26 protein-coding genes are annotated in these 26,191 nt (G+C 39.1%); 9 read left to right on the top strand and 17 right to left on the bottom strand.

Translation table 11 applies throughout. From position 1 onward, the window contains the following. Positions 1-19 precede the first annotated feature (19 nt). Both LEP1GSC203_RS05350 and LEP1GSC203_RS05345 read right to left on the bottom strand, forming a co-directional pair. A complete protein-coding gene (locus LEP1GSC203_RS05350) occupies positions 20-3,394 on the bottom strand; it encodes a methylmalonyl-CoA mutase family protein (RefSeq protein ID WP_002972446.1) in 3,375 nt (1,124 codons plus the stop codon). Positions 3,395-3,497: 103 nt separating this feature from the next. Next, a complete protein-coding gene (locus tag LEP1GSC203_RS05345; protein WP_198008560.1) occupies positions 3,498-4,319 on the bottom strand; it encodes a lysophospholipid acyltransferase family protein in 822 nt (273 codons plus the stop codon). Between the two features lie 71 nt (positions 4,320-4,390). Between LEP1GSC203_RS05345 and LEP1GSC203_RS05340 the strand changes: the two genes are divergently transcribed. Both LEP1GSC203_RS05340 and LEP1GSC203_RS05335 read left to right on the top strand, forming a co-directional pair. Beyond that, entirely contained in the window at positions 4,391-5,401 is a 1,011-nt protein-coding gene (locus LEP1GSC203_RS05340; protein ID WP_002972609.1) for a phosphatase PAP2 family protein, read from the top strand. A gap of 3 nt (positions 5,402-5,404) precedes the next feature. Then, on the top strand, positions 5,405-6,682 hold the full coding sequence (locus tag LEP1GSC203_RS05335; protein ID WP_002972945.1) for an oligosaccharide flippase family protein: 1,278 nt from the start codon (positions 5,405-5,407) through the stop codon (positions 6,680-6,682). Here the strand turns inward: LEP1GSC203_RS05335 and LEP1GSC203_RS05330 are convergent. After that, the gene (locus LEP1GSC203_RS05330) at positions 6,660-7,286 is read right to left on the bottom strand and encodes a hypothetical protein (RefSeq protein WP_002972807.1); all 627 of its coding nucleotides are present in this window, start codon (positions 7,284-7,286) and stop codon (positions 6,660-6,662) included. The two genes, LEP1GSC203_RS05335 and LEP1GSC203_RS05330, sit on opposite strands and share 23 nt — an antisense overlap. Before the next feature lie 82 nt (positions 7,287-7,368). Between LEP1GSC203_RS05330 and LEP1GSC203_RS05325 the strand changes: the two genes are divergently transcribed. Then, a complete protein-coding gene (locus tag LEP1GSC203_RS05325; protein WP_002972429.1) occupies positions 7,369-8,715 on the top strand; it encodes a hypothetical protein in 1,347 nt (448 codons plus the stop codon). Positions 8,716-8,717: 2 nt separating this feature from the next. Here LEP1GSC203_RS05325 and LEP1GSC203_RS05320 read toward each other — a convergent pair whose 3' ends face one another. The 4 genes from LEP1GSC203_RS05320 to LEP1GSC203_RS05305 all read right to left on the bottom strand — a co-directional run bounded on the left by LEP1GSC203_RS05320 (position 8,718) and on the right by LEP1GSC203_RS05305 (position 13,309). Next, complete coding sequence (locus LEP1GSC203_RS05320; protein ID WP_002972320.1) at positions 8,718-9,605, bottom strand: ATP-binding response regulator; 888 nt, start codon at positions 9,603-9,605, stop codon at positions 8,718-8,720. A gap of 63 nt (positions 9,606-9,668) precedes the next feature. Beyond that, positions 9,669-11,033, bottom strand: a complete 1,365-nt coding sequence (locus LEP1GSC203_RS05315; RefSeq protein ID WP_039937265.1) for a PDZ domain-containing protein — start codon at positions 11,031-11,033, stop codon at positions 9,669-9,671. Continuing rightward, positions 11,020-12,477: a S1C family serine protease gene (locus LEP1GSC203_RS05310; RefSeq protein WP_002972837.1), complete on the bottom strand. Its 1,458-nt coding sequence runs from the start codon at positions 12,475-12,477 to the stop codon at positions 11,020-11,022. The genes LEP1GSC203_RS05315 and LEP1GSC203_RS05310 overlap by 14 nt, the downstream gene beginning before the upstream one ends. Next, entirely contained in the window at positions 12,470-13,309 is an 840-nt protein-coding gene (locus LEP1GSC203_RS05305) for an LIC11113 family protein (protein ID WP_039937262.1), read from the bottom strand. The genes LEP1GSC203_RS05310 and LEP1GSC203_RS05305 overlap by 8 nt, the downstream gene beginning before the upstream one ends. Before the next feature lie 202 nt (positions 13,310-13,511). On the opposite strand from LEP1GSC203_RS05305, the gene LEP1GSC203_RS05300 reads away from it, so the two are divergent. The 3 genes from LEP1GSC203_RS05300 to LEP1GSC203_RS05290 are packed head-to-tail and all read left to right on the top strand — an operon-like array spanning position 13,512 to position 17,499. Then, positions 13,512-14,363 (top strand): sulfurtransferase, encoded by an 852-nt coding sequence (locus LEP1GSC203_RS05300; protein ID WP_002972857.1) that lies wholly within the window; start codon positions 13,512-13,514, stop codon positions 14,361-14,363. 59 nt (positions 14,364-14,422) lie between these two features. After that, positions 14,423-16,657 carry an alpha-glucosidase gene (locus LEP1GSC203_RS05295; RefSeq protein WP_002972747.1) on the top strand — a complete coding sequence of 745 codons (2,235 nt, stop codon included), beginning with the start codon at positions 14,423-14,425 and terminating at the stop codon, positions 16,655-16,657. 14 nt (positions 16,658-16,671) lie between these two features. Then, positions 16,672-17,499 carry a metallophosphoesterase gene (locus LEP1GSC203_RS05290; protein WP_002972636.1) on the top strand — a complete coding sequence of 276 codons (828 nt, stop codon included), beginning with the start codon at positions 16,672-16,674 and terminating at the stop codon, positions 17,497-17,499. Between the two features lie 9 nt (positions 17,500-17,508). Here LEP1GSC203_RS05290 and LEP1GSC203_RS05285 read toward each other — a convergent pair whose 3' ends face one another. The 7 genes from LEP1GSC203_RS05285 to flgN are packed head-to-tail and all read right to left on the bottom strand — an operon-like array spanning position 17,509 to position 23,111. Continuing rightward, on the bottom strand, positions 17,509-17,913 hold the full coding sequence (locus LEP1GSC203_RS05285; protein ID WP_002972426.1) for an OsmC family protein: 405 nt from the start codon (positions 17,911-17,913) through the stop codon (positions 17,509-17,511). Then, a complete protein-coding gene (locus tag LEP1GSC203_RS05280) occupies positions 17,910-18,584 on the bottom strand; it encodes a lysophospholipid acyltransferase family protein (protein WP_002972632.1) in 675 nt (224 codons plus the stop codon). Before LEP1GSC203_RS05280 ends, LEP1GSC203_RS05285 begins: the two co-directional genes overlap by 4 nt. A gap of 60 nt (positions 18,585-18,644) precedes the next feature. Then, positions 18,645-18,884 carry a carbon storage regulator CsrA gene (csrA, locus tag LEP1GSC203_RS05275; protein ID WP_083901971.1) on the bottom strand — a complete coding sequence of 80 codons (240 nt, stop codon included), beginning with the start codon at positions 18,882-18,884 and terminating at the stop codon, positions 18,645-18,647. Positions 18,885-18,887: 3 nt separating this feature from the next. Further along, positions 18,888-19,349 carry a flagellar assembly protein FliW gene (gene fliW, locus LEP1GSC203_RS05270; RefSeq protein ID WP_002972833.1) on the bottom strand — a complete coding sequence of 154 codons (462 nt, stop codon included), beginning with the start codon at positions 19,347-19,349 and terminating at the stop codon, positions 18,888-18,890. Between the two features lie 55 nt (positions 19,350-19,404). Next, positions 19,405-20,670: a flagellar hook-associated protein 3 gene (locus LEP1GSC203_RS05265; RefSeq protein ID WP_232225801.1), complete on the bottom strand. Its 1,266-nt coding sequence runs from the start codon at positions 20,668-20,670 to the stop codon at positions 19,405-19,407. A gap of 5 nt (positions 20,671-20,675) precedes the next feature. Next, on the bottom strand, positions 20,676-22,589 hold the full coding sequence (flgK, locus tag LEP1GSC203_RS05260; RefSeq protein ID WP_002972255.1) for a flagellar hook-associated protein FlgK: 1,914 nt from the start codon (positions 22,587-22,589) through the stop codon (positions 20,676-20,678). Between the two features lie 9 nt (positions 22,590-22,598). Beyond that, a complete protein-coding gene (flgN, locus tag LEP1GSC203_RS05255) occupies positions 22,599-23,111 on the bottom strand; it encodes a flagellar export chaperone FlgN (RefSeq protein ID WP_002972268.1) in 513 nt (170 codons plus the stop codon). 86 nt (positions 23,112-23,197) lie between these two features. Between flgN and LEP1GSC203_RS05250 the strand changes: the two genes are divergently transcribed. Further along, positions 23,198-23,374 (top strand): DUF1289 domain-containing protein, encoded by a 177-nt coding sequence (locus LEP1GSC203_RS05250; RefSeq protein WP_051064135.1) that lies wholly within the window; start codon positions 23,198-23,200, stop codon positions 23,372-23,374. 5 nt (positions 23,375-23,379) lie between these two features. Here LEP1GSC203_RS05250 and LEP1GSC203_RS05245 read toward each other — a convergent pair whose 3' ends face one another. Then, on the bottom strand, positions 23,380-23,667 hold the full coding sequence (locus LEP1GSC203_RS05245) for an LIC10235 family protein (protein WP_002972473.1): 288 nt from the start codon (positions 23,665-23,667) through the stop codon (positions 23,380-23,382). Between the two features lie 215 nt (positions 23,668-23,882). Between LEP1GSC203_RS05245 and LEP1GSC203_RS05240 the strand changes: the two genes are divergently transcribed. Next, the gene (locus LEP1GSC203_RS05240) at positions 23,883-24,218 is read left to right on the top strand and encodes a DUF962 domain-containing protein (RefSeq protein ID WP_002972589.1); all 336 of its coding nucleotides are present in this window, start codon (positions 23,883-23,885) and stop codon (positions 24,216-24,218) included. A 1-nt stretch (position 24,219) separates the two neighbouring features. Next, positions 24,220-24,810 (top strand): hypothetical protein, encoded by a 591-nt coding sequence (locus LEP1GSC203_RS05235; protein ID WP_002972698.1) that lies wholly within the window; start codon positions 24,220-24,222, stop codon positions 24,808-24,810. On the opposite strand, the gene aat is transcribed toward LEP1GSC203_RS05235, so the two are convergent. Continuing rightward, complete coding sequence (aat, locus tag LEP1GSC203_RS05230) at positions 24,788-25,453, bottom strand: leucyl/phenylalanyl-tRNA--protein transferase (protein ID WP_002972821.1); 666 nt, start codon at positions 25,451-25,453, stop codon at positions 24,788-24,790. The genes LEP1GSC203_RS05235 and aat overlap by 23 nt on opposite strands. Next, a complete protein-coding gene (locus tag LEP1GSC203_RS05225; protein WP_002972463.1) occupies positions 25,450-26,181 on the bottom strand; it encodes a hypothetical protein in 732 nt (243 codons plus the stop codon). Before LEP1GSC203_RS05225 ends, aat begins: the two co-directional genes overlap by 4 nt. Between the last annotated feature and the right edge of the window lie 10 nt (positions 26,182-26,191).

Raw genomic sequence — 26,191 nt, 5'->3', positions numbered from 1 at the left:
GTACTACCCTTTCCTCTGTTTACATGTTACGGCGGTACTGACCTCCCACTTCATACAAAGCATGAGAGATCTGCCCTAAGGACGCCACTTTCACTGTTTCCAGTAACTCGTGAAAGATATTTTCTTTTGCACGAGCCACTTGTTTTAATTTTGTAATGGCATCATCTGTTTTGACTTCATTTCGTTTTTGAAACGCCTTTAAATTTCCAATTTGTAGTTGTTTCTCCTCATCTGTCGAACGAATGACTTCCCCTGGGATGACAGTGGGCGATCCCTTACTGTTTAAAAATGTATTCACACCGATGATAGGATATTCACCCGTATGTTTTAAAGTTTCATAATGAAGGGATTCTTCTTGGATTTTATTCCTTTGGTACATTCTCTCCATCGCACCAAGCACTCCGCCCCTTTCCGTCAATCGGTTGAATTCCGTTAAGATAGCCTCTTCCACTAAGTTCGTAAGTTCTTCAATGATAAAGGCACCTTGTAATGGATTTTCATTTTTAGCAAGACCTAACTCACGATTGATGATCAGTTGGATAGCAACAGCACGGCGAACCGATTCTTCCGTTGGTGTCGTAATTGCCTCATCATATGCATTGGTATGTAGTGAATTACAATTGTCATAAATTGCATATAACGCCTGTAGTGTGGTTCTAATATCATTAAAATCAATTTCTTGTGAGTGGAGTGACCGACCCGAAGTTTGGATATGGTATTTTAACATTTGGGAACGTTCATTCGCACGATATTTGAACTTCATAGCTTTAGCCCAAATCCTTCTTGCTACTCGACCAATCACAGAATATTCAGGATCGATTCCATTTGAAAAAAAGAAAGAAAGGTTTGGAGCAAACTCATTGATGTCCATTCCTCGACTTAAATAATATTCTACATATGTAAACCCATTGGCGAGCGTAAATGCAACTTGGGTGATAGGATTGGCACCTGCCTCAGCAATATGATACCCACTAATCGAAACCGAATAAAAATTTCGAACGGCATTTTGAATGAAATGTTGTTGGATGTCCCCCATCATTTTTAAAGCAAATTCTGTGGAGAAAATACAAGTATTTTGGGCTTGGTCTTCTTTTAGAATGTCTGCTTGTACTGTTCCGCGTACTTGCGATAGAGCATCCTTTTTTAGTTTTGCATAAACTTCCAATGGTAAAACTTCATCACCAGTCGCTCCTAGCAAAAGTAGCCCCAAACCATCGTTAGTTTCCGGTAAAGGCCCATCAAAACTTGGAACCGATTGTCCTTTGGATTCATATATTTTTTTGATTTTTGCTTTTATCTCATCAGTTTTGCCTTCGGCTCGAATGTACTTTTCACATGCCTGATCGATGGCTGCATTCAAAAAGAAGGCAAGAACCATGGGCGCAGGTCCATTGATCGTCATCGATACAGAAGTGGATGGATCACAAAGATCAAATCCAGAGTAAAGTTTTTTGGCATCATCGAGAGTGGCTACGTTCACACCGGAGTTTCCAATTTTGCCATAAATATCAGGCCGAATATCTGGATCTTCCCCGTATAACGTAACTGAGTCGAATGCAGTAGACAAACGTTTTGCAGGCATTCCAGAACTCAAATAATGGAAACGACGGTTCGTTCTTTCTGGCCCACCTTCTCCAGCAAACATTCGAGTTGGATCTTCTCCACTTCGTTTGTACGGATACACACCTGCTGTATAGGGAAAAAATCCGGGAAAGTTTTCTTGGTAAGACCATTGTAAAATATCCCCCCAATCTACAAAACGGGGTGTGGCAATTTTTGGAATTTTTAAGTGACTTAAAGAAACAGTATAATTATCTACTTTGATTTCTTTGCCACGGACAAAATAAGAATACTGTTCCTTACGAAAGGATTCTATTTTTTCTAACCAGGTATCCAGAATGTTTCTTGAATCCGCAGATAAGGAATCCCACAAGAGTTGGTATTCGGATTCTAATTCTGTAGTTTGTTTTCCTTTTTTAGAAAGAATGGATATCGCACCTTTCAATTGATAGGCGGATCTTGCCGTCTCCGCTTCTTTTGCAATCCAATCTGCATTACGATCAATTTCTTCTTTGATTTCTGTCAAATACCGAACACGGTCTGGAGGAAGGACTACTGATGCTTCTCTTCCTATTTGGTTTTTTAAATACTTTGATTTCCAATCCAATTGGCATTTTGTGATTACAACACCAATCAAATGTGCATAGAGTTCATCTGTCCCGGCATCCTGGAACTGAGATGCGATGGTTCCATATACTGGCATCACATCAATCGGATCGTTGAATAAATTACGAGAACGTTGGTATTGTTTTTTCACATCGCGGAGAGCATCGAGAGCTCCTCGTTTATCAAATTTGTTGATGGAAATTACATCCGCATAATCGATCATATCGATTTTTTCTAACTGAGTGGCTGCACCATATTCTGGTGTCATAACGTATAACGAAACATCGGCGACTTCGGTAATTTCTGAATCACTTTGTCCAATCCCTGCTGTTTCCACTATAATGAGGTCATAACCTGCCGACTTTAAAATTTGAATCGCACCTTTGACACTGCGATTGAGGGCAATGTTTGCTTCTCTTGTCGCAAAGGATCTCATATACACTTTTTCATTAAAAATCGAATTCATACGAATCCGGTCACCCAAGAGTGCCCCACCTGTTTTTCGTTTGGATGGATCTACTGATAAAATAGCGATCGTTTGGTCTGGAAAGTCATGCAGATAACGACGAACCAGTTCATCTGTCAAAGAAGATTTACCTGCACCACCTGTTCCGGTAATTCCTAGAACAGGAATGGTTTTTTTTGGTGAGGGAAATTCTAAATTTATGGAGTAGTTTGTTTTTTCTTGCAGGAGAGAAAATTCCATCTGTGTGATGGCCTGCCCGAGTGCTAAATAATTTTTCTTTTGGATTTGGGACGCCAAATCTCCGTTAAATGATAGTGGTGTAGGAAAATCGGATTTTTTGACCACATCATTGATCATGCCTTGCAGGCCGAGAGTCCTTCCTTCATCAGGCGAATAAATATGAGCCACACCATATTTATGAAGGATTTCAATTTCTGAAGGCAAAATGGTTCCACCACCACCACCAAACACGCGTATATGACCCGCCCCTTCCTTTTGTAAAAGGTCAATCATGTATTGAAAGTATTCCACATGCCCACCTTGATAACTGGTGATAGCAATTCCTTGCACGTCTTCTTGGATGGCACACTGGACAATTTCTTGAACACTCCGGTTGTGTCCCAAGTGGATCACTTCCACCCCACTCTGTTGCAAAATCCTTCGCATAATATTGATCGAAGCATCGTGGCCATCAAAGAGAGAGGCCGCCGTCACAAAGCGAATTTTGTTTTGGGGAGTGTAGGCAAGGATTTCGGTCGTCATAGAGAACAACGTTCTAGAATGATTGGTGGAGATTCAATTGTAAAATGTGACGGGAATGACATAGCTTTTGAAACTATGCCATATTTTTTCCGAAAGGTCGAGACTAAAGTATGGATTCCGCCTGTTTCATTAGCTCCCGCACCCGATTTTCCAGAATTTCTGTCAGCTCTTTGGCCGCTTTTTTCTCAGGTCCCGTGGGAAATTCAGAAGGTAGGATAGGTTTTCCGATCTGGTAGCGAATTTTGGTTTTGAATGCATCCCCCGTTAAGAAGGCTTTGGGTTTGGACATATTGGTCGCCCCAACGATTCCGGAAGGTATGATCGGAACCCCAGCGCGGATGGCAAGTTTTGCTGCCATCGCTCGGAAAGACTGCAATTCTCCAGTTTCCGAACGCGAACCTTCTGGATAGATTGAAAGGAGTTCACCTTCTTTCATCAGATCCACCATATACGTTTCCAATTTTTCGTAGTAATCCATAGCCGCGCGTTTGTCCATTTCCGAATCCTTAGCAGCATTACGAATGATGGGCATACTTCCCCAATTGATTAGGTTTTTTTTCACCACTCCCCCAAGAGAATTTAACAATATCTCAATGACGGGTTTTGTCAGGCTTAAGGGTGGGTATTGGAAGGGAGAGTTTTTGTGATTGATGATGGCCATGATCTCTTCTTGGGGATGGAAGAGTTCATATTTGCCCAAATAGACAATTTTACGATCGGCAAAGGCTCCTTGGACGGGAATGTCCAAATAATCTGTGTGGTTGGATATAATGAGGGCCCCACCGGATTCAGGAATGTTTTCTGATCCAGCCACTTTGACATCATAAATCAGCTCCAGGAGGTTACGAAGGATGGTTTTGGGAACTTCCCGGGGAATGACAAAGAGACTTTCTAATATATCAGAGGCGTTTTGGTTTGAATCCATAGAAACATCACATATTTCAAAATAAAACTTTATGAAATCAAGTTCGATTTTCATCTTAGATGGAAATTCCTATGAAAGAACTCCTTCTTGCACAGAACTCCCTTTGGTTCTCCTCCCAAACCTTAGATTCCCTACATATTTGGGATCCATCCTTTGGTGGAGTTTTCCTTTTGATTTCTACGATCTGCCATTTCTTAGGTGGAAGTAGTTTTTTCCTTGGTCTGATTTCTTTTGTTTATATTTACTTTCGACCCAAACTCGCCTTTGAACTTTCGCTAGGGCTTCTGACATCTGCGGTGATGGTTTCCTTTTTAAAATTTTACCTAGAAAGCCCTAGACCCTTTCCTTACCCCGAAGCATTTGATGAAAAGGCATTTGGTTTACCCTCTGGACATGTTTATTCTGCAGTTGTCGTTTGGGGATTGTTAGCTTTTCGAATTCCAAAACTTTGGTTTCGGATTTTATCCATTCTTATCATTGTCTTTATGCCATTTTCCAGAATGTATCTTAAAGTTCATTATTTAGGAGATGTCAGTTTAGGTTTTGCCTTGGGTGTGATTCATTTAACAATCCTTTTACTTTTGCTGAACCGATTCTATCCTAAGGAATCCATAAAAACTTTCCTACATACAGAAAACTATCGCACTTTGAGTCTATTTGGAATTGTAATCACTCTGTCCCCAATTGTTTTAGATTCCCCTTTTCTTTCTGTGGAACACCACCATAGTTTGTCTGGTGTGCTTATGGCGAGCGGTGCTCTTGCCGGCTTTTGGCTTGGCATTCTTTTTTATCCAAGATTTAGCAAACCGGAGTTTTTGGATTGGTCTCTTCCTCCATTCAGTTTCTCCTATGGCACGAAGGAATTCCGCATTTTTTGGAATACGGTTCTTGTTCGTTCGTTAGTATTAGTCATAGTGATCTCGTTCCTCTATGTACTGCCAGGGATTCTTATCAAAAAATCTATTTGGAAAGATGATTTGTTTTTGAGATATATCCGTTACTTAGTTGTAGGATTTGGCCTTGTTTTCTTCGTTCCTTTGGTTTTGCAAAAAATCCAAAAAGGTAAGTTTTTGCAAAACTAATACATGCAAAAATTAAAAAAAATATTTCAGATTCTAAAAGTAGAGCTGATGAAAGAAGGAGTCCTCAAAAACTCCTTCTTTGTCAGTACTTCTAAAGCTTTATCCGCTATCACCAATTTGGTGTTTATGATTTATTCCGTGAATTTGCTAAGCAAAGCAGAGAACGGAAAACTCCAATACTTTTTAGGTTTTTTACCTGTTGTTTTGGCAGTCGCAGAATTTGGACTGCCGAATGCTCTCATTAAATACATCTCTCCCATGGCTGAAAGAAAGGAAAATCCAGGAGCCATACTCAATGCATCTCTCAGGATCAAATTTTATTCCTTCGTATTTTTATCATTAGTATGTTTGGTCGCTTACATTACTGGTGATGAAAACTATTTTGTTTTATTACTTTTGTTATTCGGTGGGATAATAATTTCGTTTATCTCCTACTTCGAAAGTCTTTTTGTCTCTTATCGTAAATACAAATCTTTGTCTCTATGGAATCCACTTCCAAACGTAGTAAGACTTTTATTATTAATTTATTTGTCTGAGTCGAGTGTCCATCCATTGACATACATGGACATTCTTGCTATTTTTTGTATCGCACCAATCTTTGTTTTATTTTTATTCTTTTTCTTTTTTGGCAAAGAAGAGATTTCTTTCACCGCAGAATCGTCGGAGATTCGGACAAACGAAAAAAAACTTTTACTCTTTAATCTTTGGGCTTTTGGCGCTTCTATATTTGCTATCCTTTCTGATCGGTTGGAGATTTTCTTTTTAAACCAATTCCATCCTCCGGAAATTGTTGCTGACTATGGTACCGCATTGCAGTTGTTTAGTGGATTCATTATCATTCTAGCTACTTTTAATTCCATCATTTATCCAAAATTAGCTCGACTTGCTGACACTGAAGAATTTCCTACAGTCCTAAAAAAATCAGTTTTTTTAGGTGGCATGATAGCCGTTGCCTTATCACCAGGAATTCTACTCGCAGAACCCATCTTAACATTGTTATTTGGGACAAAATATACCAATTCCATTTCGGTATTCAAAATCCTATACCCAAACTTTTTATTACAATTGGTATTTGCTCCCTTGGGAACAGCTCTCTTTGCCCTTGGATTACCAAGGCTTTTGGCGGGACTTGCACTACTCCGACTCATGTTCGGAGCTATTTTTGATTATTGGATCATTCCCGATTGGGGTGCCAATGGTGCCGCGATCTCATTATTTCTTGGTCAGATTGTTTCTTGGTTACTCTTGACCGGTTATTTTATGGCTTACTTTCGGAAGTGACAAACTCATACATTTTTTTATAGTTTGTTTCCAATGTTTCCCATTCACGAGGAGAAACATTGTTTCCATATAATTTTAAATAAGCATCCTTAACTGTTTTCCCTTCCGCAAGAAATTCCTTTAGTTTGAGGATGACCATTTTCAATTGGATCGAATCGTTTTGTATATCGTAGTCTCGATTGATTTTAGTTCCAGAAGACATTTCAAATTCCCGAACAAAAATTTCTGGCAATCGTAAAATTCCATAACCCTCTCCATGATTGTTTTGAAACTCTGATCTTGTTTTTGCCCAAGCGAGTAAAAACAAAGAAGGATTAGGTGTGTATCCACCTAACAAATTTCCATCAGGGAATTGTAACTTTTGCGAAAATCGAACGATCGCTCTGGAGAGTTCTTTTCTTCGACGAACAGAAAAATTCGTTTTTTCAACTTCTGTTAAATAAACATAAATTACGGCTTCTTCTTTGCTATGGTCCGTCTTTTCAAAAAACCGACTCAAATCCTGAGAAAAACGAGTGTCAGCTTCCTGATAAGAAAAAATAACCAACAGAAGAGGGAAAATGAGAAGAAATCCATGTCTGTATTTCAAAAGTATTTTCTTCATCCCTACAAGTATCGGGATAGTTTCTCTTCTCTTTCTTTCTTTTTTTTCTGCTCTTTCCTCCCAGTCTTATTCTGACTCCGTAATGGATGACGACCGTGCCAATCGTAATTTTGGCCGAGTGGTTGTGGGAGAACGGATTCAAAAGATACCGAAGGCTTCTGAAAATACGGGTTTTGGCGTTCAAACAGAGCTCATCAGTGGAGGTAGGTTCCAATCACAAAAAGGAGGATTGGATTCTGAAAAAGCCAATCGTCATTACACACAAGGCATTTTAACCACCCCCACTCTCTTTTACTACGCAGGCCAAGGTTGGAATTTAGGATTCCTTTTGGCACCCAGGGTGGTTCTCTCGGAAGCCCAAGTGGTGAATAAGGAAGTTCGCACTGTTTATGATTCCGAAGCTACAGCACTTCTTTCCAAAGAAATTTCCGGAATCAAAGTGGCATTCGAAGTAGGCCGTGGTTTCAACAGGTTGGATCGGTATGGTTTTTTCTTTGTCGGGATGGCCAATTATGGATCTGTATCAATTTCCCATTCTTCGGGCTTTCGCATAACAGGAATTCAGTTAAACGCAAAACCAGAATTAGAAAACTGGTTTGGGCCTCCTTGGAGTGGCTACCGTAGAGAAATTTATGGAGGGCTCATTAGTTCCGAAAAAACATTATTCTGGGAAGAGTTTCGATTTTTCCATTATTTATATTCCGACCCGAATCACAATTCCAATGGGCAAATCCTTTCAGGCCAAAGGAGGTCTGGGCGTTATTCTTATAGCGGAATGGAATTCCAATCACGTAAATTTTGGGACACCTGGGCCATTGATCTCGTCGGAATTCGACTTTTGGGAGAATCCAAATCTTCCTCCAATCCGTGGTCAGAAGAAAAAATTGCAACCAATTCCTACTTGGGATATTTATCCCTTCATTCTCAAGGGGAAAAATTTAGTTTTGCTTTAGCAGGTCTTGTGACTAAAAAAGATACAAAAGATCGGTTAGATTCAAATAGCAATGGTTATGCGTCTAATTTTGCAGAACCTCGAGTTTTAGGAGGATATTCTTCTTTTCTTTTATACCAATCGTTAGATTTGGTGTATCCACCACAATTTCGAGATGTTCCCTCTAAAGACATTCCTAACTTTGAAAACAAAGGGAATCGTATGTTTGGAATTCAAATGGGCTGGGATTGGTTTCCTTTTTTTCGAACTGATCTCTTTTTCAATCGGTCGGATTCTTTACTCGGAAAAGGAAACGAAGTGATTGGGAAACTTAGTTTTTCAACCAATGATTACGGTAAATTATTTGCCCAATTGAGTGCATCTTACACTCTGATGGACCCAAACAAAACACGTGTTTGGATCACAGAACCTTTCACAGAATCAGAACCCAAAAAAGAATACATTCGTTTTTATATTTCCTTAGGAGTTCAATTTTAAGACTACATCAACTTATGCCAAGTTTTGAAAAATCGAACTTCGTTGCCTTTTTCATTAAAAACAATGGAATCAATATTCATCTTAGCAAGAAATATCCCTCTTCCACTTACTAAGTTGGCAGCAGGGTTCACCACTGGATTAGGAATTTGGCTTACGGCAAATCCACTTCCTTCGTCACGAATGACAATTGTAATTCCAACATCATCCATGGAAATTTCCACGAACACAGAAGTGTTATTCTCTGCACAACGAGAATCAACTAACTTAAAATAATCTTCATTTGCTTCTAAACATTCTTGTTTTTCCGTATAACTCACACCAGCAACACCATGTTCAATGGCATTAGCTAAAAGTTCATACAATACAATCTTAATGGAAATTAAATCTTCCTGAGTCGCCAATGGAGAGTTCAAGATTTGTTTCACTATAAATGCAATATAAGAATTTAATTTTTTGATTTGGGGACGAAGTTTAATTTTACAATCTGCACTAAACTGAATGATCTCACCGCTATTAAAGAGGAGAGTTAAATCTACATCTGCATTTTCAAATTTTTTAATGCGAGAACGGAGGGCTTCCATTCGAAATGGTTTAAGAAAAAAATCAACAGCACCCATTCGAAAAACATCAATGGCAATTTGAATGTCACTATCGCCGGTAATCACCAAAAACGGAGTTTGGTTTCCATCGGCTCTTAGTTTTTGTATAAATTGGATTCCATTTAATTTTGGTAAGCTGATGTCAGAAATAATGAGATCGAATGTATTTTGATTTGAGATCGTGAGTGCTTCTAGTCCATCAGAAGCAAGAGTGACATTAAATTCATCTTTGAAGTATTCCCAGAACAATTCGCGGATTGTCTCTTCGTCATCAACAAAAAGGATTTTCATAGAGTGGAGTCTTAGAGTAAAGGGAACTCCAATCTATAACAATTGTAAATCTATTTTTGAAATTTAGTCTTCTAAGTTGTAAGAACGGCCCAATTTATAAGTCAGTTGTAACTCTTGTTGGAGGTCCAAAATCTCTCTACGCGTAAAAAAAGCGATCTTTCCACCAGAAAGCTCAAACGCATAATAGGTGGTGTCCTCAGACTGTAATAGAGTTTTCAATTGACTGAGGGATGTGACCCGTGTTCCGTTTACCTTCTCTAATACTAAATCCTGGAATTCCTGGTATCCTAGGTTCCCTTCTAGGGGAAAAACACGACTCAAGATCACGATCTTTTCACGAACTGGGTGCACTTTTTTCTGATAGTAATCCGAAAGATAAACTAACTTCTTTTCAGATTTGACCCGGTATTCCGAACCAAACTCTTTCAAATACGCATTGGTAAGTTCAGTAAAGAAAAAACCGCCAACAATCAAATAAAGGGGCTTTCGTTTTTTAGCTTCTTCCGGTATTAAAAAATCATTGGAGTCATATGCTCTTAAATCGTAACCTACATCTTGGTTTTGAAAATTCCGATGTAACTTCAATTTGATTGTTTCACCTAACTCACGTAAGCTACCATCTGATTTTCGCAAAATTAAGTCATAAACTTTGTCCGTACGATCCCAATCGTCGATTTTAGTGAGAGGAATAGAATTAATCTCCGTGATTAAATCTCCAGGAAACAAATTGTATGCTGGTCCAACTCCAGGAATCACTTCAGTCACAAGAAGTGGATTGGAAATACTTTTTGAATAATACTCACGTTCCGAAGGGGTTAGGTTGATATCAAAAACCAAACCAGGATGTGGAAATGGTTTTCCTCCTGTTTTAAAGAAGGTTTCCACATAATCTGTTGGAATTAAATACTCAGAAATGGTAACCCCACATAACAGTTGATTTTTGAAGGAAAAATCAGATTCTTCGGAACCTTTTTTTTCAAGAAGAAAAACTTTGATTGGCGTTTTAGAAAAAGGAAGAAATACATAACGTGACTTCCCGCTTGGACAATGTTTATTTGAAGTTTTAGCATCCAAAACAACTGGTTTCGGAAGTTTTGGCATCTCTTTTGTTTCCAAAAGCAGAAAACCCGTTTCTTCATCATAAGATTTAATTCCTAGTTTGGGAACGGAATAATCAAAAGATTCAAATTCAGCAAATACAGGATTTTGTTTGGGAAGTGTAACTCCAAAAAAAAGACCTTTGCCTAAATAAATCAAATTTAACTTACGAGAGAATGGTTCTCCCACAAGCCAAGGATTTTGGTGACTTGTTTTTTGAAATGTAATTCTAGATTCGATAACTCGTTTGTCTTCGAAGTCTTCAGCACCAATCGGAAATAAGGTGGCAAATACTAAGAAAATTACTAAAATAAATTTAAAACTCTTCATAATTTGCACCATATCTTTTTTTAACACGTTGGTTCATCTGGTAAACAGATTCAGGCCTTAGTACAATCGGTAAGTCCATCCCTCGAAACCTGAGAACAATAAATCCCTTTTTTCCATCTTTCCAAATGGTTTTAAATTCATTTAAATCTTTCGGTACACGGCCATTAATCGATTCTACTACTTTGTATTTATACTTTTTGTATTTAGATGTTTCGGGATCATTAAACGTATAACTCAAAACAATGTCCCGAGTTGTATATCGATACAAGAGATCTTGAATAAAGTAACTATAATGGTATTTTAAAGAACTATCCAAGTCTCCATCTTCGGAATGAAAAAATGACCGAGTGATTGGTTGGAATACAAACCCTGCCTGTAAAAAATAGTCTTCTGTAGAATCTCTATACAAATCCAATGCATAATTTTTTTGAAGATTTACTTCTGCATCGTATCGTTTTCCGGCTCGGTAATAGCTTATAGTCACTTTGGAGTTGAGTTGTTTGTTTTCAATCCAATCGATGATAAATTCTTTTTTATTGGACTGAGAAATTTCTCCATCATTAGTGAGAGGTAAACTATCTACTGCTGTTACAAAATCTTTTTCTTTTAATACTTTTGAAAATGTCGATGAAGGATAAATTCGATTCACAAAAATTCCTGTCTGGTCCGATGGAACCTTCATTGCTTGTTTCAAACTCTTGGGATTTCCGTTTTGAAATGTAAATCCTATATTGGGAAACCCATCATACTTTCCGTCATTTATATCTTCTAAAAAATGACGAATGATATCATTCGATATCAAATAGGCAATCCCTTGTTCTAAAGTACTAATTTGAAACACTAGACCCACTACTTTTCCGTTTTGTACAGCAGGTCCGCCAGAGTTTCCCGGTTGGATATTGGCTGTGATTTTTAATACATTTCTATAATCTAACCCGGAATAGGTGTAACGATTTTTTTCAAACCGAAGGACGGAACCTTTTTCAACAGAAAGACTATCGTTTCCATTGGGAAAACCAAGAAGCAATAAATCAGAACCTAAATTCGGAATTCCCTCCAAAAACGATAACGATGTAGTTTGTTCTGAAAAATCGGGATCTGTAACTTGTAATAATGCCAAATCACAATCATATCCAATAAACTTAACGTCGGCTAAATATTCCTTCTTAGTAAAACTACTTTTAACCAGGATTCTTTTGGCATCACGCACCACATGAGCATTTGTTAATATAGTTTGGTTGGATAAAACAAGTCCCGATCCAAATCCTGTGTACAAGTTTTTTTTCATCCATGGTTGAGTTTTGTTTTCAGTATTAAATCCTTCATTTCGAATGAGAACCACAGATCGAAAAATAGAATCCACAGCCGGCTCAGTATCCACTTGAGCAAGTAAAGACTGACTCAATACAAAAAATAAAATGTATGTTTTAAATAATTTATTCATAATAGATAACGATTTTCTCCCAAAAGGTTTGAGTTTCTGTGATTTTTTTTAGGACTGCATTTCCTAAAACTCGGTCCCCAGGTTTTGGATTTTTCCATATAGTATTTGATGCGACCAATTCCCCCGAAGAAGAGGACGGCACTCGGATCAAACTATAAGCCGAATCACGAATGCACGTTATGCGAAAAACAAATGATACCGTTTGGTCCCAATAAAAACTCTCATCTTTTTCGATAAACTCCAAAGGACAAGAGGAATCAAAAAACACTTCAATGTTACCAGGAACTTCTTTTCTTCGGCGTGGGTTTTCCGTAATCGACTTAAAATAGAACAAGTTCGGATTTTGAATGGGTTTGTATGTTTTTACTACAGATCTTCCTTCGGGAACAACCGTGGTAGGTTTTTTGATTGGATAGTCTAAGTCCGTATCGTCCGTACTCACTTTTGAAACCGGTTTTGTTTCAGCCATACCGATACCAGTTTCAATTTCTAAGTATTGTTTTTTTCCAATTCGATGAACAGCCCTTAATCGAAACTTATCTGAATCTAACTTCTTTTTTTGATGAGATTGGAATTGAATCAACATCGGTTCCGAATCTCTCTGGCAACTAAATCGAAAGTATGTGACAGAGGAAATGCGAGAGGCAGGTTCTAAATGGCAATTCCCATCATCAATGGGAAAACTTTGGTTGCTTTGGATCTGTTTTCGGATTAGTGAAGATGGTTTTCTCTCTTTCCAAGCTTCCATTTCCGTCGCGAGCGTTTGTAACGACAGGTTTGTCTTTGTGCGGTCCGCAAAAACGAGACCAGACAGAAAAAGAAACAAAATCAATGCGAAGTGTATGTATAACTGCCTAATCATGGATTACCGATTATGGTGATTATCGGCTTATCTACCCCGTAGAATCAACTGGCTTCCCATTGATTTCTTTTCTCATTATGTCTCGAACCTCGGATGAACTTTTTTTTTGGTTTTCAGACTTTCAAAAATTCATGGGGGGGAAAAGTAATGTAAGAAATAGGAGAATACTTTTTTGAACTGGAACTTTCTTAAAACCGAAATAGAACCTGGTGACTTCCTCATCGATTGTCGTTCCCAATCAGCATATGAAGAAGAAACATTAGAAGGTGCTTACTACTATCCATTTATCAAAAAAGCATTCGGATCTGATCCAGAATCCCAAAAGAAATTGTACGGACCTATGTTGGCAGTCGTACAAGAATTCCAAAAATCAAAAAAAACTCGAATTATTGTTTTCGATGAAGGAATGGGAATGTTCTCCACTCGTATGGTGTATTTACTCCGAGGAATGGGAATCAAAGATGCCTATGTTCTTGGTCAAAAATGGCCTGCCACTGGAAATAAATCCAAAGGTGATCTGAAGGTGGAACCTCCCATCGCTGACAAAGTAAAACCCATCGAAGGTGTTGTAGACAAAGCCTTTATGGAACGAAATCTTACCAAACTCCAAATTTTTGATGCCAGAACCATGGATGAATATGAAGGTCGATTGCCAAGACTCACGGCTCCAGAAGAAGGAACTCTTTGCGGACGATTGCCTGGTGCCTTCCTTTGGGATTGGAGAAACCTTTACGATGGGGAAGCTAACCTCATTGAACGTTCTTTATTCAAAAAACGCCTAAATGGTTTTCCTTTTATGCCAGAAAGGCCGACCGTCATCTATGATTACAATGGGGCAAGGTCTTGTTTGTTGGCGCTTATGCTCCGAGAAGCAGGATACATCGATGTAACCACTTACCAAGGTTCTTGGTTTGAATGGAGAAAGTCGAGCCTACCGAAACAAGCAGTCGCCGTTTTTGGTGCCAAACAAGGGGTAGCAGCTGCTGCTCCTAGAGTTGGCGGTGTCGATCGCAAGAAAGTTTAAAAAAGGATTTACGAAACCTTAAACCATCGATCCACTTACTCCTGCTCCTGGAGGGGTCGATGGCATCTCGATTATTTTTCTTATTTTTACCACTAATCTTTTGGGATTGTGCATCGCGTGTCATTTCCCATCTTCCTACAACAGAAGAAACGTATCCTCTTAGCAAACAAATTCAATGGATTCAGTCTGCGAAAGATTTTAGCCTAAGAAACCAGACTCTAGAAAAAGACTTTATCAAACTTTCTTTAGAAGAACCCTTTCTTCAATCCTTCACAAAAGAGACCACTGCCAAATACCGGATGGCATCCTTTCAATTCAAAGAGTCTTTACAAAAAGCCTGCACCGAACAATCCATAGACGAAATCAAAAAAGAAACTGGCAAAATCACCATCAAAGGGAAATTAACTGGAAAGGATTGTTCTAGCGATTACCAAATCGTTTTTGTTTCTAAATCAGATACTGAAATTGAATTGAAGATCACTCTTTCTGACCCTACTCTCAACAGAATCCAATTCCAATATGGTTCTCATCCAGAAGAACGAATCTTCGGGCTTGGAGAACAGTTCACTTATGATGAACTCAAAGGAAAAACACCGTTTCTATTTACAGAGGAACAAGGAGTCGGTCGAGGTGACCAACCCATCACAACAGGTGCAAATTTACTCGCTGGTGCCGGCGGGAATGCTTACACTACATATGCACCGATCCCCCACTATATAACATCGGAAAACCGTTCTGTTTTTTTTGAAAACAGCGGTTATGCGAAAATTGATTTCAGTGATTCTAAAAATACAAAGGTAGAATTTTGGGATTTCCAATCAGAAAAATCTCTCACCGGGACTATTTGGCTAGGAAACTCTTCCAAAGCTCTCATCGAAGCTTATACCAAAAAAACAGGTAGGTTTCCAAAACTTCCAGATTGGGCTTACGGAACTTGGCTCGGTGTCCAAGGCGGAACAGAAAAAGTGTCTTCCATCGTCAAACAAGCAAAAGATGTTGGAAATCCAGTAACGGCTCTTTGGATCCAAGACTGGTGTGGCCGTCGTGTGACCAATTTTGGTGACCAACTCAAATGGCGTTGGTATGCCGATGAAAGTCTTTACCCTGACTTTAAAAAATTTGTTAAGTCAATGAATGACCAAAACGTACAAGTATTAGGTTATATCAATTCCTTCCTTGCTGATACAGATCCGAAAAAACCAGGGGATGATTTTACGAATCCATTACTCACGGAAGCAAAATCAAAAGGGTATCTTGTTAAAAATCAAAATGGGGATGACTATCTCATCCAAACCGTTGGTTTTCCTGCTTACCTAATTGACCTCACAAATCCAGCAGCAGTTCGTTGGACCAAAGACTTGATCAAAAAGAATTTAATTGGTATGGGACTCTCTGGATGGATGGCCGATTTTGGAGAATGGTTGCCCTATGACGCCAAACTCGCATCAGGTGTAGATGCAAAAATCTATCACAATCGTTATCCTGTCGATTGGGCAAGAATCAATCGAGAAGCCATCAAAGAAGCGGGTATGGAAGGAAAAATTGTATTCTTCACCCGTGCAGGTTATAGTTATTCCAATGCCCACTCCACACTGTTTTGGGAGGGAGACCAAATGGTTAGTTTTGGAACCAATGATGGTTTGCCATCTTCCATCATCGGCCTCACAACATCGGGTATCAGCGGTTATGCGCTAAATCATAGCGACATCGGTGGTTACACAACCATTTCCAATCCACTCCGCAACTACCATAGATCCAAGGAACTGCTTTTGCGTTGGGCAGAGGCCTCTGCCTTTACTCCTGTCTTTCGTACCCACGAAGGGAATCGACCTCTAAAAAACTGGCAAGTGTATACATATACAAAACCAGATGGAACCAAATCTCTTGGTGATGAAGATACAGTGACACTATTTGCTAAAATAGCAAGAATCCATTTTGCCTTAAAACCATATATTCAAAGTTTGGTGGAAGAAGCATCTCAAACAGGGATTCCTGTAGTAAGACACAATGCCATTGTGGAGCCCGAAGACAAAAATTTATTAAAATACAAATACCAGTTTTTTTTGGGTGATGACCTTCTTGTGGCCCCTGTTGTGGAAAGTGGGGAAATTGTTCAGGATGTTTACCTTCCTCGAGGAAGATGGCAACACCTTTGGACAGGAACCACTTATGATGGTTACAGAAAGATACAAGTTCCCGCACCCATCGGAAAACCACCTGCTTTTATCCGTGTTGGAGGAAAGTCGGAAGCTCTTATCCGTTCTTCCCTCAGTACCATTCGGAATAAAGACTAAGGAATGAAACTCAAATGAAATTTGCATTGATTGGAGACATCCACGGATATTGGAACCATCTTGATATTGAGTATTTCAATGCATCGGATTACGATTGTTTGTTCTTTACGGGAGACCTACGGGGCAATCCCAAACTCGGCAAACTTTCTTTCCAGGGTCTCACCAAACGAGCGTATATGATTCCTGGAAATTGGGATGGAACCAGTCTCTCATCCATCATAGGTGAGGTGATCCAATCTAAAATTCTCATCCATTCAGGACAATTTGGGCAAAATCGACGGATGCGGAAACTTTCAGAGCTTGTAAAACCAATTAGTTTACTTGGCTACAGTTCTCTCGTATTATCATCCGAACTAGACTTAAGCCTTATCGTAGGTCGGCCTCATGCCATGGGAGGAGGACTAAGTTTTGCTCCCAATATGGCAAAGGCTTATTTGGTTTCCAATATGGAAGCATCGATTGAAAAATACAAACGACTCATTGATGGAACCAAAGAAAAAAATATATTTTTTCTTTCGCATAACGGACCTTTTGGTTTGGGTGCCGCCAAAAACTCCCTATTTGGAGCGGAATTTAAAAAAGATGGTGGGGATTGGGGGGATATCGATCTTACAGAAGCCATCCAATATGCTAAGTCCATCGGGAAAAAAGTTCCTTTGGTACTTTCAGGACATATGCACCATTCAATTAGCAAAAAGAAAGAACGGGAAACTCATGAATACAAGGGTGGGACCTTTTATGTGAATGGTGCCAAAGTCCCAAGGATCCAAGAAGGAAAACACTTCCATACAAAAATCGAATGGGACGGAGGTTCAGCTACAGTAATCCCTATATGGGTATGATTAAGAAATCTACCCTAGTTTCGTTTCTATTTCAATTTTTCCAGAAAGAATTTTGTGTACCGGGCAGGCATTTGCAACCGTAAGTAATCTTTCTCTCTGTTCGGGTGATAAATTTCCAGAAAGGAAAAGTTCTCGTGAAAATTTGTGATCCTCTGGTGACCGTTTATCAATCGTTACATGAACTTCTACAGAATCTAAAGGATATTCTTTTTTATCCGCGTACATCCTAACTGTAATCGATGTGCAGGCTCCTAAAGAAGAAGCAAGTAACTCGGTAGGCATAGGACCTAGATCCGTTCCTTCTTTATCCGCTGGTTCGTCTGCAATCAAACTATGTTTTCCAACTTTGATTTTTGTTTCATACTTTGTTTTGGCGGTGGATACCACCACCTTATCTTCGAATACTGCTGTCATTTGGATTCTCCTTTAAAAATTCGTTCTGCTTCCGCTATGGCACGATTGCGGTTGTTTAACATCGCTTCTTCTACTTTTAGACGCATCGCTTCAAATTCCGCTTCATTCAAATCTCGAGGCACAAACATAGGTTCTCCATAAGAAACAACAAAAGTAGTAAAAGGTTTTGGGACCCTATGTTTGTCCCAAGCTCTTTCCAAAATCCATTGCCGGCTGCATTCATAATGAAAAGGAACAATAGGTACTTGAGTCACCTGGGCAGCGGCAATGACTCCAGGTTGGAGAATGAAAGCAGGGCCACGTGGACCATCGGGAGTAAAAGCAGCAGGAAGACCTTTTTTTAAATGTTGGATCACTGCCTTTAAGGCTTTAGACCCTCCTTTCGAACTACTGCCTCGAATGCTAGTGTTTCCGAACCGGTGGACCACTTGGTTGATGTAATCCCCATCTTTAGATTCAGAAATCAAAACAGCTACGTTTTTCCCTCGATGCAAATAGGGAGAGTACAAAACGTTCGTATGCCAAATGGAATAAATATAAGGTTTTTTGTTTCTGAATAAATCTTCGTATGGTTCGTTTGTGAGAAAACGAAACCTAGAAGTAAGACCAATCAAACGTTGGAACCAAACGACAACGAGAGGTAACAACCAAACTAAAAATTTACGTTTCAAAGATGAAGATACTCCCCGAAGTTAATTTCCAGGGAAACTCTGTTCTAGGGAAAGATCAAGTTAAGTTTTCTTTTTGAACAAATCTCCAAGTTTGCCCAAATCTTCTGGTTTGATGTTGGCACCGGCTGCTTTTTTGTTTTCTTCTTGGATTTCTTTATATACTTCTGCACGATGAACAGAAACATTTTTGGGAGCTTTGACACCAATCTTTACTTGATCACCCTTTATATCTACGATGACAATTTCAATATCGTCACCGATCATGATTGATTGGTTACTCCTCCTCGCAAGAACTAACACGGATTATACCTTTTCGGAAGACATTTCTTCCATAGACTCAATAATGTTTTTTCGAATTGGATGATTTTCATCACGAGAAATACATTGTTTTCCCTTACCCTCTTTTCCGTTCAAAATGATTGGCCCTTGTAAATTTGCTGTCATTCCTTTGGGATTGTCATGGGGAATCGTTACAATAAGGAATGTCAATCCTTCTTTCCAAGACTGAAGTCCAATATCATTAAGTTCTTCATCAGAAACGGCAGGTTTGTAATCATTCATAAAAAGTTCAGGCTGAATGACAATAAATGCTAGTCCCGATTCTTTGGTCGATTGTAACCATTTGAAAGGACTTTCTGGACTTTCTTCAATCAGTGCATACTCATCAAATTCCTCAAATCCCAACAATCCTTGCGGAAATTTTAAGATTTGTTTTGAGTCCACTTGGATGGTTCCGAAAGGTTTTGTGTGAATCGTTACCGACATTCTAGTTCCTGTAGTAGTTTCTATTCTTTCTAATATTACCGTCATTTAGTTTCGTTTACCGAAGGAAATCCATCAAAGTTGGTTTAATAATTTTAGAACCGACATTGAGCGCATAACTATGAATGGTTTCTAACCATTTCATATTCATAATGGTTTCTGGAAAATCGATCCCTTCATTTTTAGCAAGAAGTTCGGTCATATACATTTTATCATAGGACACTCGTTCTTCATGTTGTTCCAAACGGTTCATACGAGCACCGATTGTTGCCCGATGGCGAAGGATATTTTCCAATGCTAAATCCAGATCACCTAAATCCCTACCACCAATTCGTTCTTGGTCTTTTTGGATGAGGTCATTTCGGAGTTGGATAAGAACGTCAAAGACGGAAAGGCCAGTGACTGTTGCCGACTTAGAAAAGTTATTTGGTGGTTCACTTGCACTTGGTTCCACAAGACCGATGTCACGTAAAACTGTTCCTCCATCTACATCTTCCAACCAAATTTGGTGAGGTGCTGTCGAAGAAATAGAGATATTATCTTGAGCAAGTTTACTTGCTTTCACTTCTAGAGGAGAATTATTAATTTTATCAATCACATCATCAATGGTATCCCCCACTGAAATATGTATTTCTACTCCATCAATTTTAAACTTTTGGTCGGAAGTTGCTTGGTAAGCTGAGTTATCAACTTTGGAAGTAACACTCACGTTTGTTCCCCAGAACACTTTGTTACCAGGAATGGTAATTGGGATATACTCACCCTTTTCGATTTCACGGAGTTGTTCTCCGATATCACCCCGATACTCAACTCCCACATATTGGTTTTTGAGTTCAAGACCTTGCAATCCTTTGATTTTAGATTCAATAGGTTCGAATGGAGGCCTTTCAATGACATGACCACCAAACAAAGGTTGCCCGGTCGCATCACGAGCATTGGCAAGATCAACTATGGCACGTAAATGTTGGTCTATCTCTTTACCGATAGCCACTTCCAATTCAAATCCCTTGTCCCCTTGGTAAATTCCGTTTCCGGCCTGAACTGTAAGCACCCGTGCTCTTTGGAAAATTTCGCCCATTTTGTCTAGGACACCATCAATTTGTTGTAACCTTTGGTATCCATCCCCAATGTTTTCTTCGTATTGGGAAAGTTCGTTTAATCGAGATCGAAAGTACATTTGGTTTGTCGCCGCACCTGGATCATCCGATGGTTTACGGATTTTTAATCCCGTACCCAATTGGGTTTGGGTTTCGTCCATAGCCACTTGGTGGCGGTTTAAGTTTCGCACCAAGGAATTGTTTTGCATCATGTTAGTGATTCGAATCATTTTTATACACCTAACCTATTGATGATGGTATCTAACATCTCATTGAGTGTTGAGATCATTCGTGCCGATGCGTTATAGGACTGCTGGAACTGAACCATATTGGCCATTTCTTCATCCAAATTCACACCCATCACAGACTGACGCATATTCTCAAGTTCTACCATCAGTTCATTTTGCGTTGTATACTCTTGTTTTGCTTCCCTAGCTTCTGTTCCCAATCTAGAGATGAGTGAGTTGTAAAAATCATCCGTTGTTTTGGAATAATCAAACATCACCGGTTTTTCTCGGAGGGCTGCAGCAATGAGGAGGGCATTAGATCCGTCTTTTTGTCCGTTAGGTGAATTGTAATCACCAGACCCATTCACATCCTTACCGCGAGCTGCGGCAATGTTTGCCGGATTGTTTCTTACATCTTCTGACATTTTAAAAAACGAAGAGGGATGATACATCGGAGTGAGAGTGATGTCCTGAGCATTGGCTTGGAACTTATTGATTTCTCCAACTTTTCGATAATCAAAAGATCCAGCCACTCCCGTTGCTGTTAGAATTCCTGTCAGACCAACAAGAAGTTCGCCTGAGTCTTCTAAGTGGCGGATCATAAAGTTTTCTTTTTTATCCAATGGGTTTGTTGTAGATTTTAGCGCCAACTGGTTGTCATGCGACATGTAGGCTACGACACCGGTTTCCGAACGATTGATACGTTTGATGACTGCATTCAAAGTATCGTCTTTGGAATAAGGAACAAGAACCTCTGTTTCGCCACCAGGACTTGCTTTCAAAAAACGCATGGTTCCTGAAATTCCAATCGGACGATCTGCATCAAGAGAAGTACGACCAGTTACCCGAAACACAGCCGTTTTGTCGTTGAGGCCGTCGCCATCGGAATCTATTTCCCCAAAAGTGTTTGTCGCAAGGGCTCGACTTTCAAAAAAGTTTAAATTGGTTTTTCCATTGAGTCCAAATCCATCTTTGTGGATTTCATTGATGACATCCATGGCATTGATCGCAAGGGCATCGACTGCATTGATTTTTTCTACTAAAATCCGATCTCGAATTTCAAAGAGGGCTTGGATACTTCCTTGGCGGAGTAAAACTGTATCTCCAGTTTCTGACCACTTAAGATCTAAAAGCCCATCGTTATTTGCATTTCCGACGAGATCGATTTTATGGACTTTTTGACCTTGGACAAGGATCTGTTGGCCAATAAAAACCATCAGTTCATCTTCATCACTGCGACCAATGGTTATGTCCGCCATTCCCGCAAGTTCTTGTAAAAGTTCGTCCCTTCTGTCAAGAAGGTCATTTGGATTGTCACCTAACGCTTGCGATTTTGTGATTTTTTCATTTAGCGATTTGATATTTTCAGCAACCGTATTTAAATGGTTCACTTTGGATTCAATTTCACGATTGGACTGGTCACGAAGAAGAGAAAGTTTACGATACACATCTTCCATGCGGGAACCAAGTGCTTCTGCTTTCTCTTGTACCACGGCCCTATGTGCGGTTTCTTCTGGATAATTAGAAAGATCTTCCCAGGAAGACCAAAACTGATCCATCATGGAACGAAGGGTTGTTCCCGTTGGTTCGTTAAATACAGTTTCTACTTGGTAAAGGTAGTCGTTTTTTTTACCCCAATACTCTTTGAGAGAAGAAGAATCAATGATACGATCATCAATGAAACTATCCCGAACTCTTTCAATTTCGGAAATTTTCACCCCTTGTCCAATTTGACCGGGAACTTCTGCCCGATTGAACGCTGGATCATAAATGGGATCCATACTGTTCATTACCACTCGTTGGCGAGCATAATGTTTGTTATCCGCATTGGATATGTTATGACCTGTAGTTTGGATCGCTTGTTGGTGGACCGAAAGTCCTCGTTTCCCTATTTCAATTCCCTGGAATGTTGATCCCATACGATTCTCCTAGGCAGTCGCGTTCAAAATGATCGCGCCTTTTTGGCCCTGCCCACGCCTTGTCGGTTGTTTGTGTGAGGTATAAACTTTTTCTCTAGATAACTCTTGCAAAGAGTCAACAGTTGTTTGCAAAAACTCTTTTCTTGTTTTTAAGAGTTTGTCATTGGTAATGATAGCGTCCTTCAAATCGGCCACTACCTTCTTTAATTCTAAAGCAAATGTTTTTAATTTAAAATTGGACTCACGATCCAGTTGGTTTAAAAAATTAGTAAGTGTGATGGAAGATTCGTCTTTTTTGAATTTTTCTTTATCATAGACATCTTCGATGGCCTTCATTCGAATTCGTTCCAATTCAGAGGCTTCTACCATAATGTGATAACTGTCTTTCACGAAAGACTCTAGGGATTTTCCGTCCGCAGAATGGATCGCAGCTCTTTTTTTGCCTTCCAATTCTAAAAGGCGCTTGTAACAGTCTATTTCATTAGTAAATAAACTTCTAAGTGATTCTACCCAATCCAACATGCGAATTCCTTTTCCCTTATGGGAAGGATCGACGGATTCCCAAACTAGCTTAGGAAAATTTATAAAAATTTACTATTTTCAGGCCTATGTCACTAAAATCGCCTTGTACCAAAGTCTGTATGATGGATCCGGATTCAGGGCTCTGCGCCGGCTGTTTTCGTACTTTAGAAGAGATTGGAAGTTGGTCTGTGATGACCGAAGAAGAGAGAGAAAAAGTTTGGGGTGAGCTCCCGCAAAGAAAGGCGGGAGGCTCTCTCAAGTAAAATGGTTATTTAGAACCTTTATCAATCTTATTGCGGTGTTCTTCGCACAATCTATAGAGTTGGTCTGTAGATGGATTTTTCTTTGTGACTTTTTTTCCGCATACGATACACATCCCTTGAGCTCTTCTTCGTTTGTACAACAACTGAACTCTTTCCGCTCCAGATAGATTGTATTTACTGATTTGAAGGCGAACCCCTTTTACCAAATAGCTACCTATTGCAGACTCTTCCCCTTTTTTTAGTTCGGAAAAAATCTTACTCAGCTCATCCGGTTTAATCGATTTAGGTTTCATACATTCTCCTGCTTTCTTACTAAATTTAACTCTCTGTTAGATTCTAAATGTTAATGCACATTAGTCAGTACCCCCTAACGCGCAACACAATTTTGAAATCATATCCCAATTATGGAATATAGACAAAAAAACTAGGGATAAACTCTAATATTTAGAATCATTTTTGTCTTGGCAAAGTTGAAATATCTACTAAGATCAAAGACAAGGAGTCATGTATGGAAAAGAAATACAAAACACTAAAAGATTTTTTCCCTTTTTATTTAGAGGAACATAGCCATCCCTTCAATCGTGCTCTTCACTTTATTGGATCGAGTCTAGCATTAGGATGTATCCTTGGATTTATATCCACAGGTAAATTTTATATCTTAGCATTCGCACTTGTTAGTGGGTATTTCTTTGCATGGATTGGACATTTTTTCGTGGAAAGAAACCGACCAGCAACCTTCACCTATCCCATTTATTCCTTTGTATCAGATTGGATCATGTATTTCAAAATGTTAACCGGTCGCATTGATGTAGAATTTGCCAAAATTAAGTCAAATAAAGGCTAAGATGAAACTTGTTCTCAACTTGCTTGTAACTGCTGTTTTATTTCTTGGCTGCCAACCAAAAGATATTACCAAACAAGAAATCACTGCTTTACGAGATGGGAATCACGAAAACCTTTTCGTTTTTTCAAATCTAGTTTTGCCAAAAATTCTGGGACAAGAATTCAAACGATTCGAATCAGGTGTCGATTCGGACACTAAAAACGAAGTCCACATCACCTATGGTAGTAACTCAGCACTCACTTTCAATGATGCATCCGATTACCGAAAGACAGGCACAGAATACCATAGTTTGGTCCTACTTCGAGTGGGTTATGCTCTGGCCCTCCACCAGTTCCATAGGTTATCCCTTAGTCTTTCCAAACCTTTTTTCATTCAGGGAGAAAAAAATCCTGATGCAGAAATCCAAGAAGCAGAGATTTTTAGGACGACCATTTCCAAACAGGATTTGGATGTTTTTTGGGAAAACCACCCTAATTTTGATCCTTACAAAGCACCAAAGTTAGGTGATAAAGAATGGGAAAGTATTACAGGTGAGATTCAAAAATTGTGGAAAGTAGAATTGGATGAGTTCAGTCGTGTGAAGGTAGAATGATCCAAGGATTTTCATCACCTAAGGCACGTTCTAAGCGGTCCAAGTAAGAATGTTTGGGAATTTCGTAGGCACCCAATTGCCAAGTCACATGATTGAGTTGTTGGGTGTCAAAAAGTTGAAAACCTGACTTTCTTAAGGATTCAAACAAATGGTATAACCCAATCTTACCTGCATCTGATTCAAAAGAAAACATACTTTCTCCGGCAAAAAACTTACCGATTGCCACCCCATACACCCCACCCACCAAAATATTTTCCGTATTCCATACTTCTACAGAATGAGCCCATCCCAATCGATGTAATTCTAAATACCCTTCGATAAATCCTGGAGTGATCCAAGTATTATCTTTTTCTCTATAAGAACATCCTTGCATCACGATCGGAAAGGCTTCATTGAAAGTGACGCGAAACTTACCTTGCCTCACTTTACGAAGAACAGTTTTGGAAAAATGAACCCTTTGTAAATCAAAGATAGCGCGGGGATCTAAACAATACCAACGAATGGGATCTTCAGACCAAGGGAAAATTCCTCGTTTGTAAGCATATAACAAACGCTCTACGGAAAAATCCCCACCCACTGCAACAAGATCTTCCTTCCATGTTCTTGGGTTTTTAAAGAACTGATCTAAACTTCTTTGCGTCAAGGTTCCAATACATCCTTTGGATAATCGTAGACAATTTTTACTTTCAAACTTTTACCGTTTTCATCATTGATATTAGAAAGCCCTTCGAACTGTAATATTCGTCTGGTCCTGACATCATAAACTAAAAGAAAGGGTTTCACAACCTGTTTCAAAATAAAATTATCCACTTCCAATCGTAAATATAATGCAGACCTTCCCTTCCATTCCCCATCTCTAATTTTTTCAGCGGCAAATTTATAATCATCTAATTGGATGGGAGCAAGGAAATGAAAAGACATCCTTTCGCCCTTTGCCAAAGCCTCCCAATTATTTCTAACAAAATAATCAAAACCGCCATCCATTACAGCTGGAGATTTTGGAGTATAGGTCCGTTCAGCAAGAGGATCTTCTTTTTTACGTTTCGAAAATAAGCGAACCGTTTTACCTTTTACGTCAGCACCTTCCGTATAACCATCTCTAAAGTCTTCTGTTTTGAAGGTTGGAACTTCCGAGTTTTTATCAAACTCAATATGTTTGGATCCAAACACCTTTCCTTCTTCATCTTTGTAGAGGATATCTGAATAGATATGCTTTCCATTATTATAATATTCTTTATGATTGTCTGAATATATATACTTCCCAGTACTCAGATCGTATGCCTTTCCGAAATATTGGTATTTTGGTTTTTCTGCCCATAGAGGCAAAAAAGATGGAAAAACTATGGCAAAAATTAGGATTTTACGTATCATACTGTTTAGA

The sequence above is a fragment of the Leptospira terpstrae serovar Hualin str. LT 11-33 = ATCC 700639 genome (assembly GCF_000332495.1).
In the GTDB taxonomy this organism is placed as follows: Bacteria; Spirochaetota; Leptospiria; order Leptospirales; family Leptospiraceae; genus Leptospira_A; species Leptospira_A terpstrae.
This window is presented reverse-complemented; position numbering and strand designations above follow the sequence as displayed.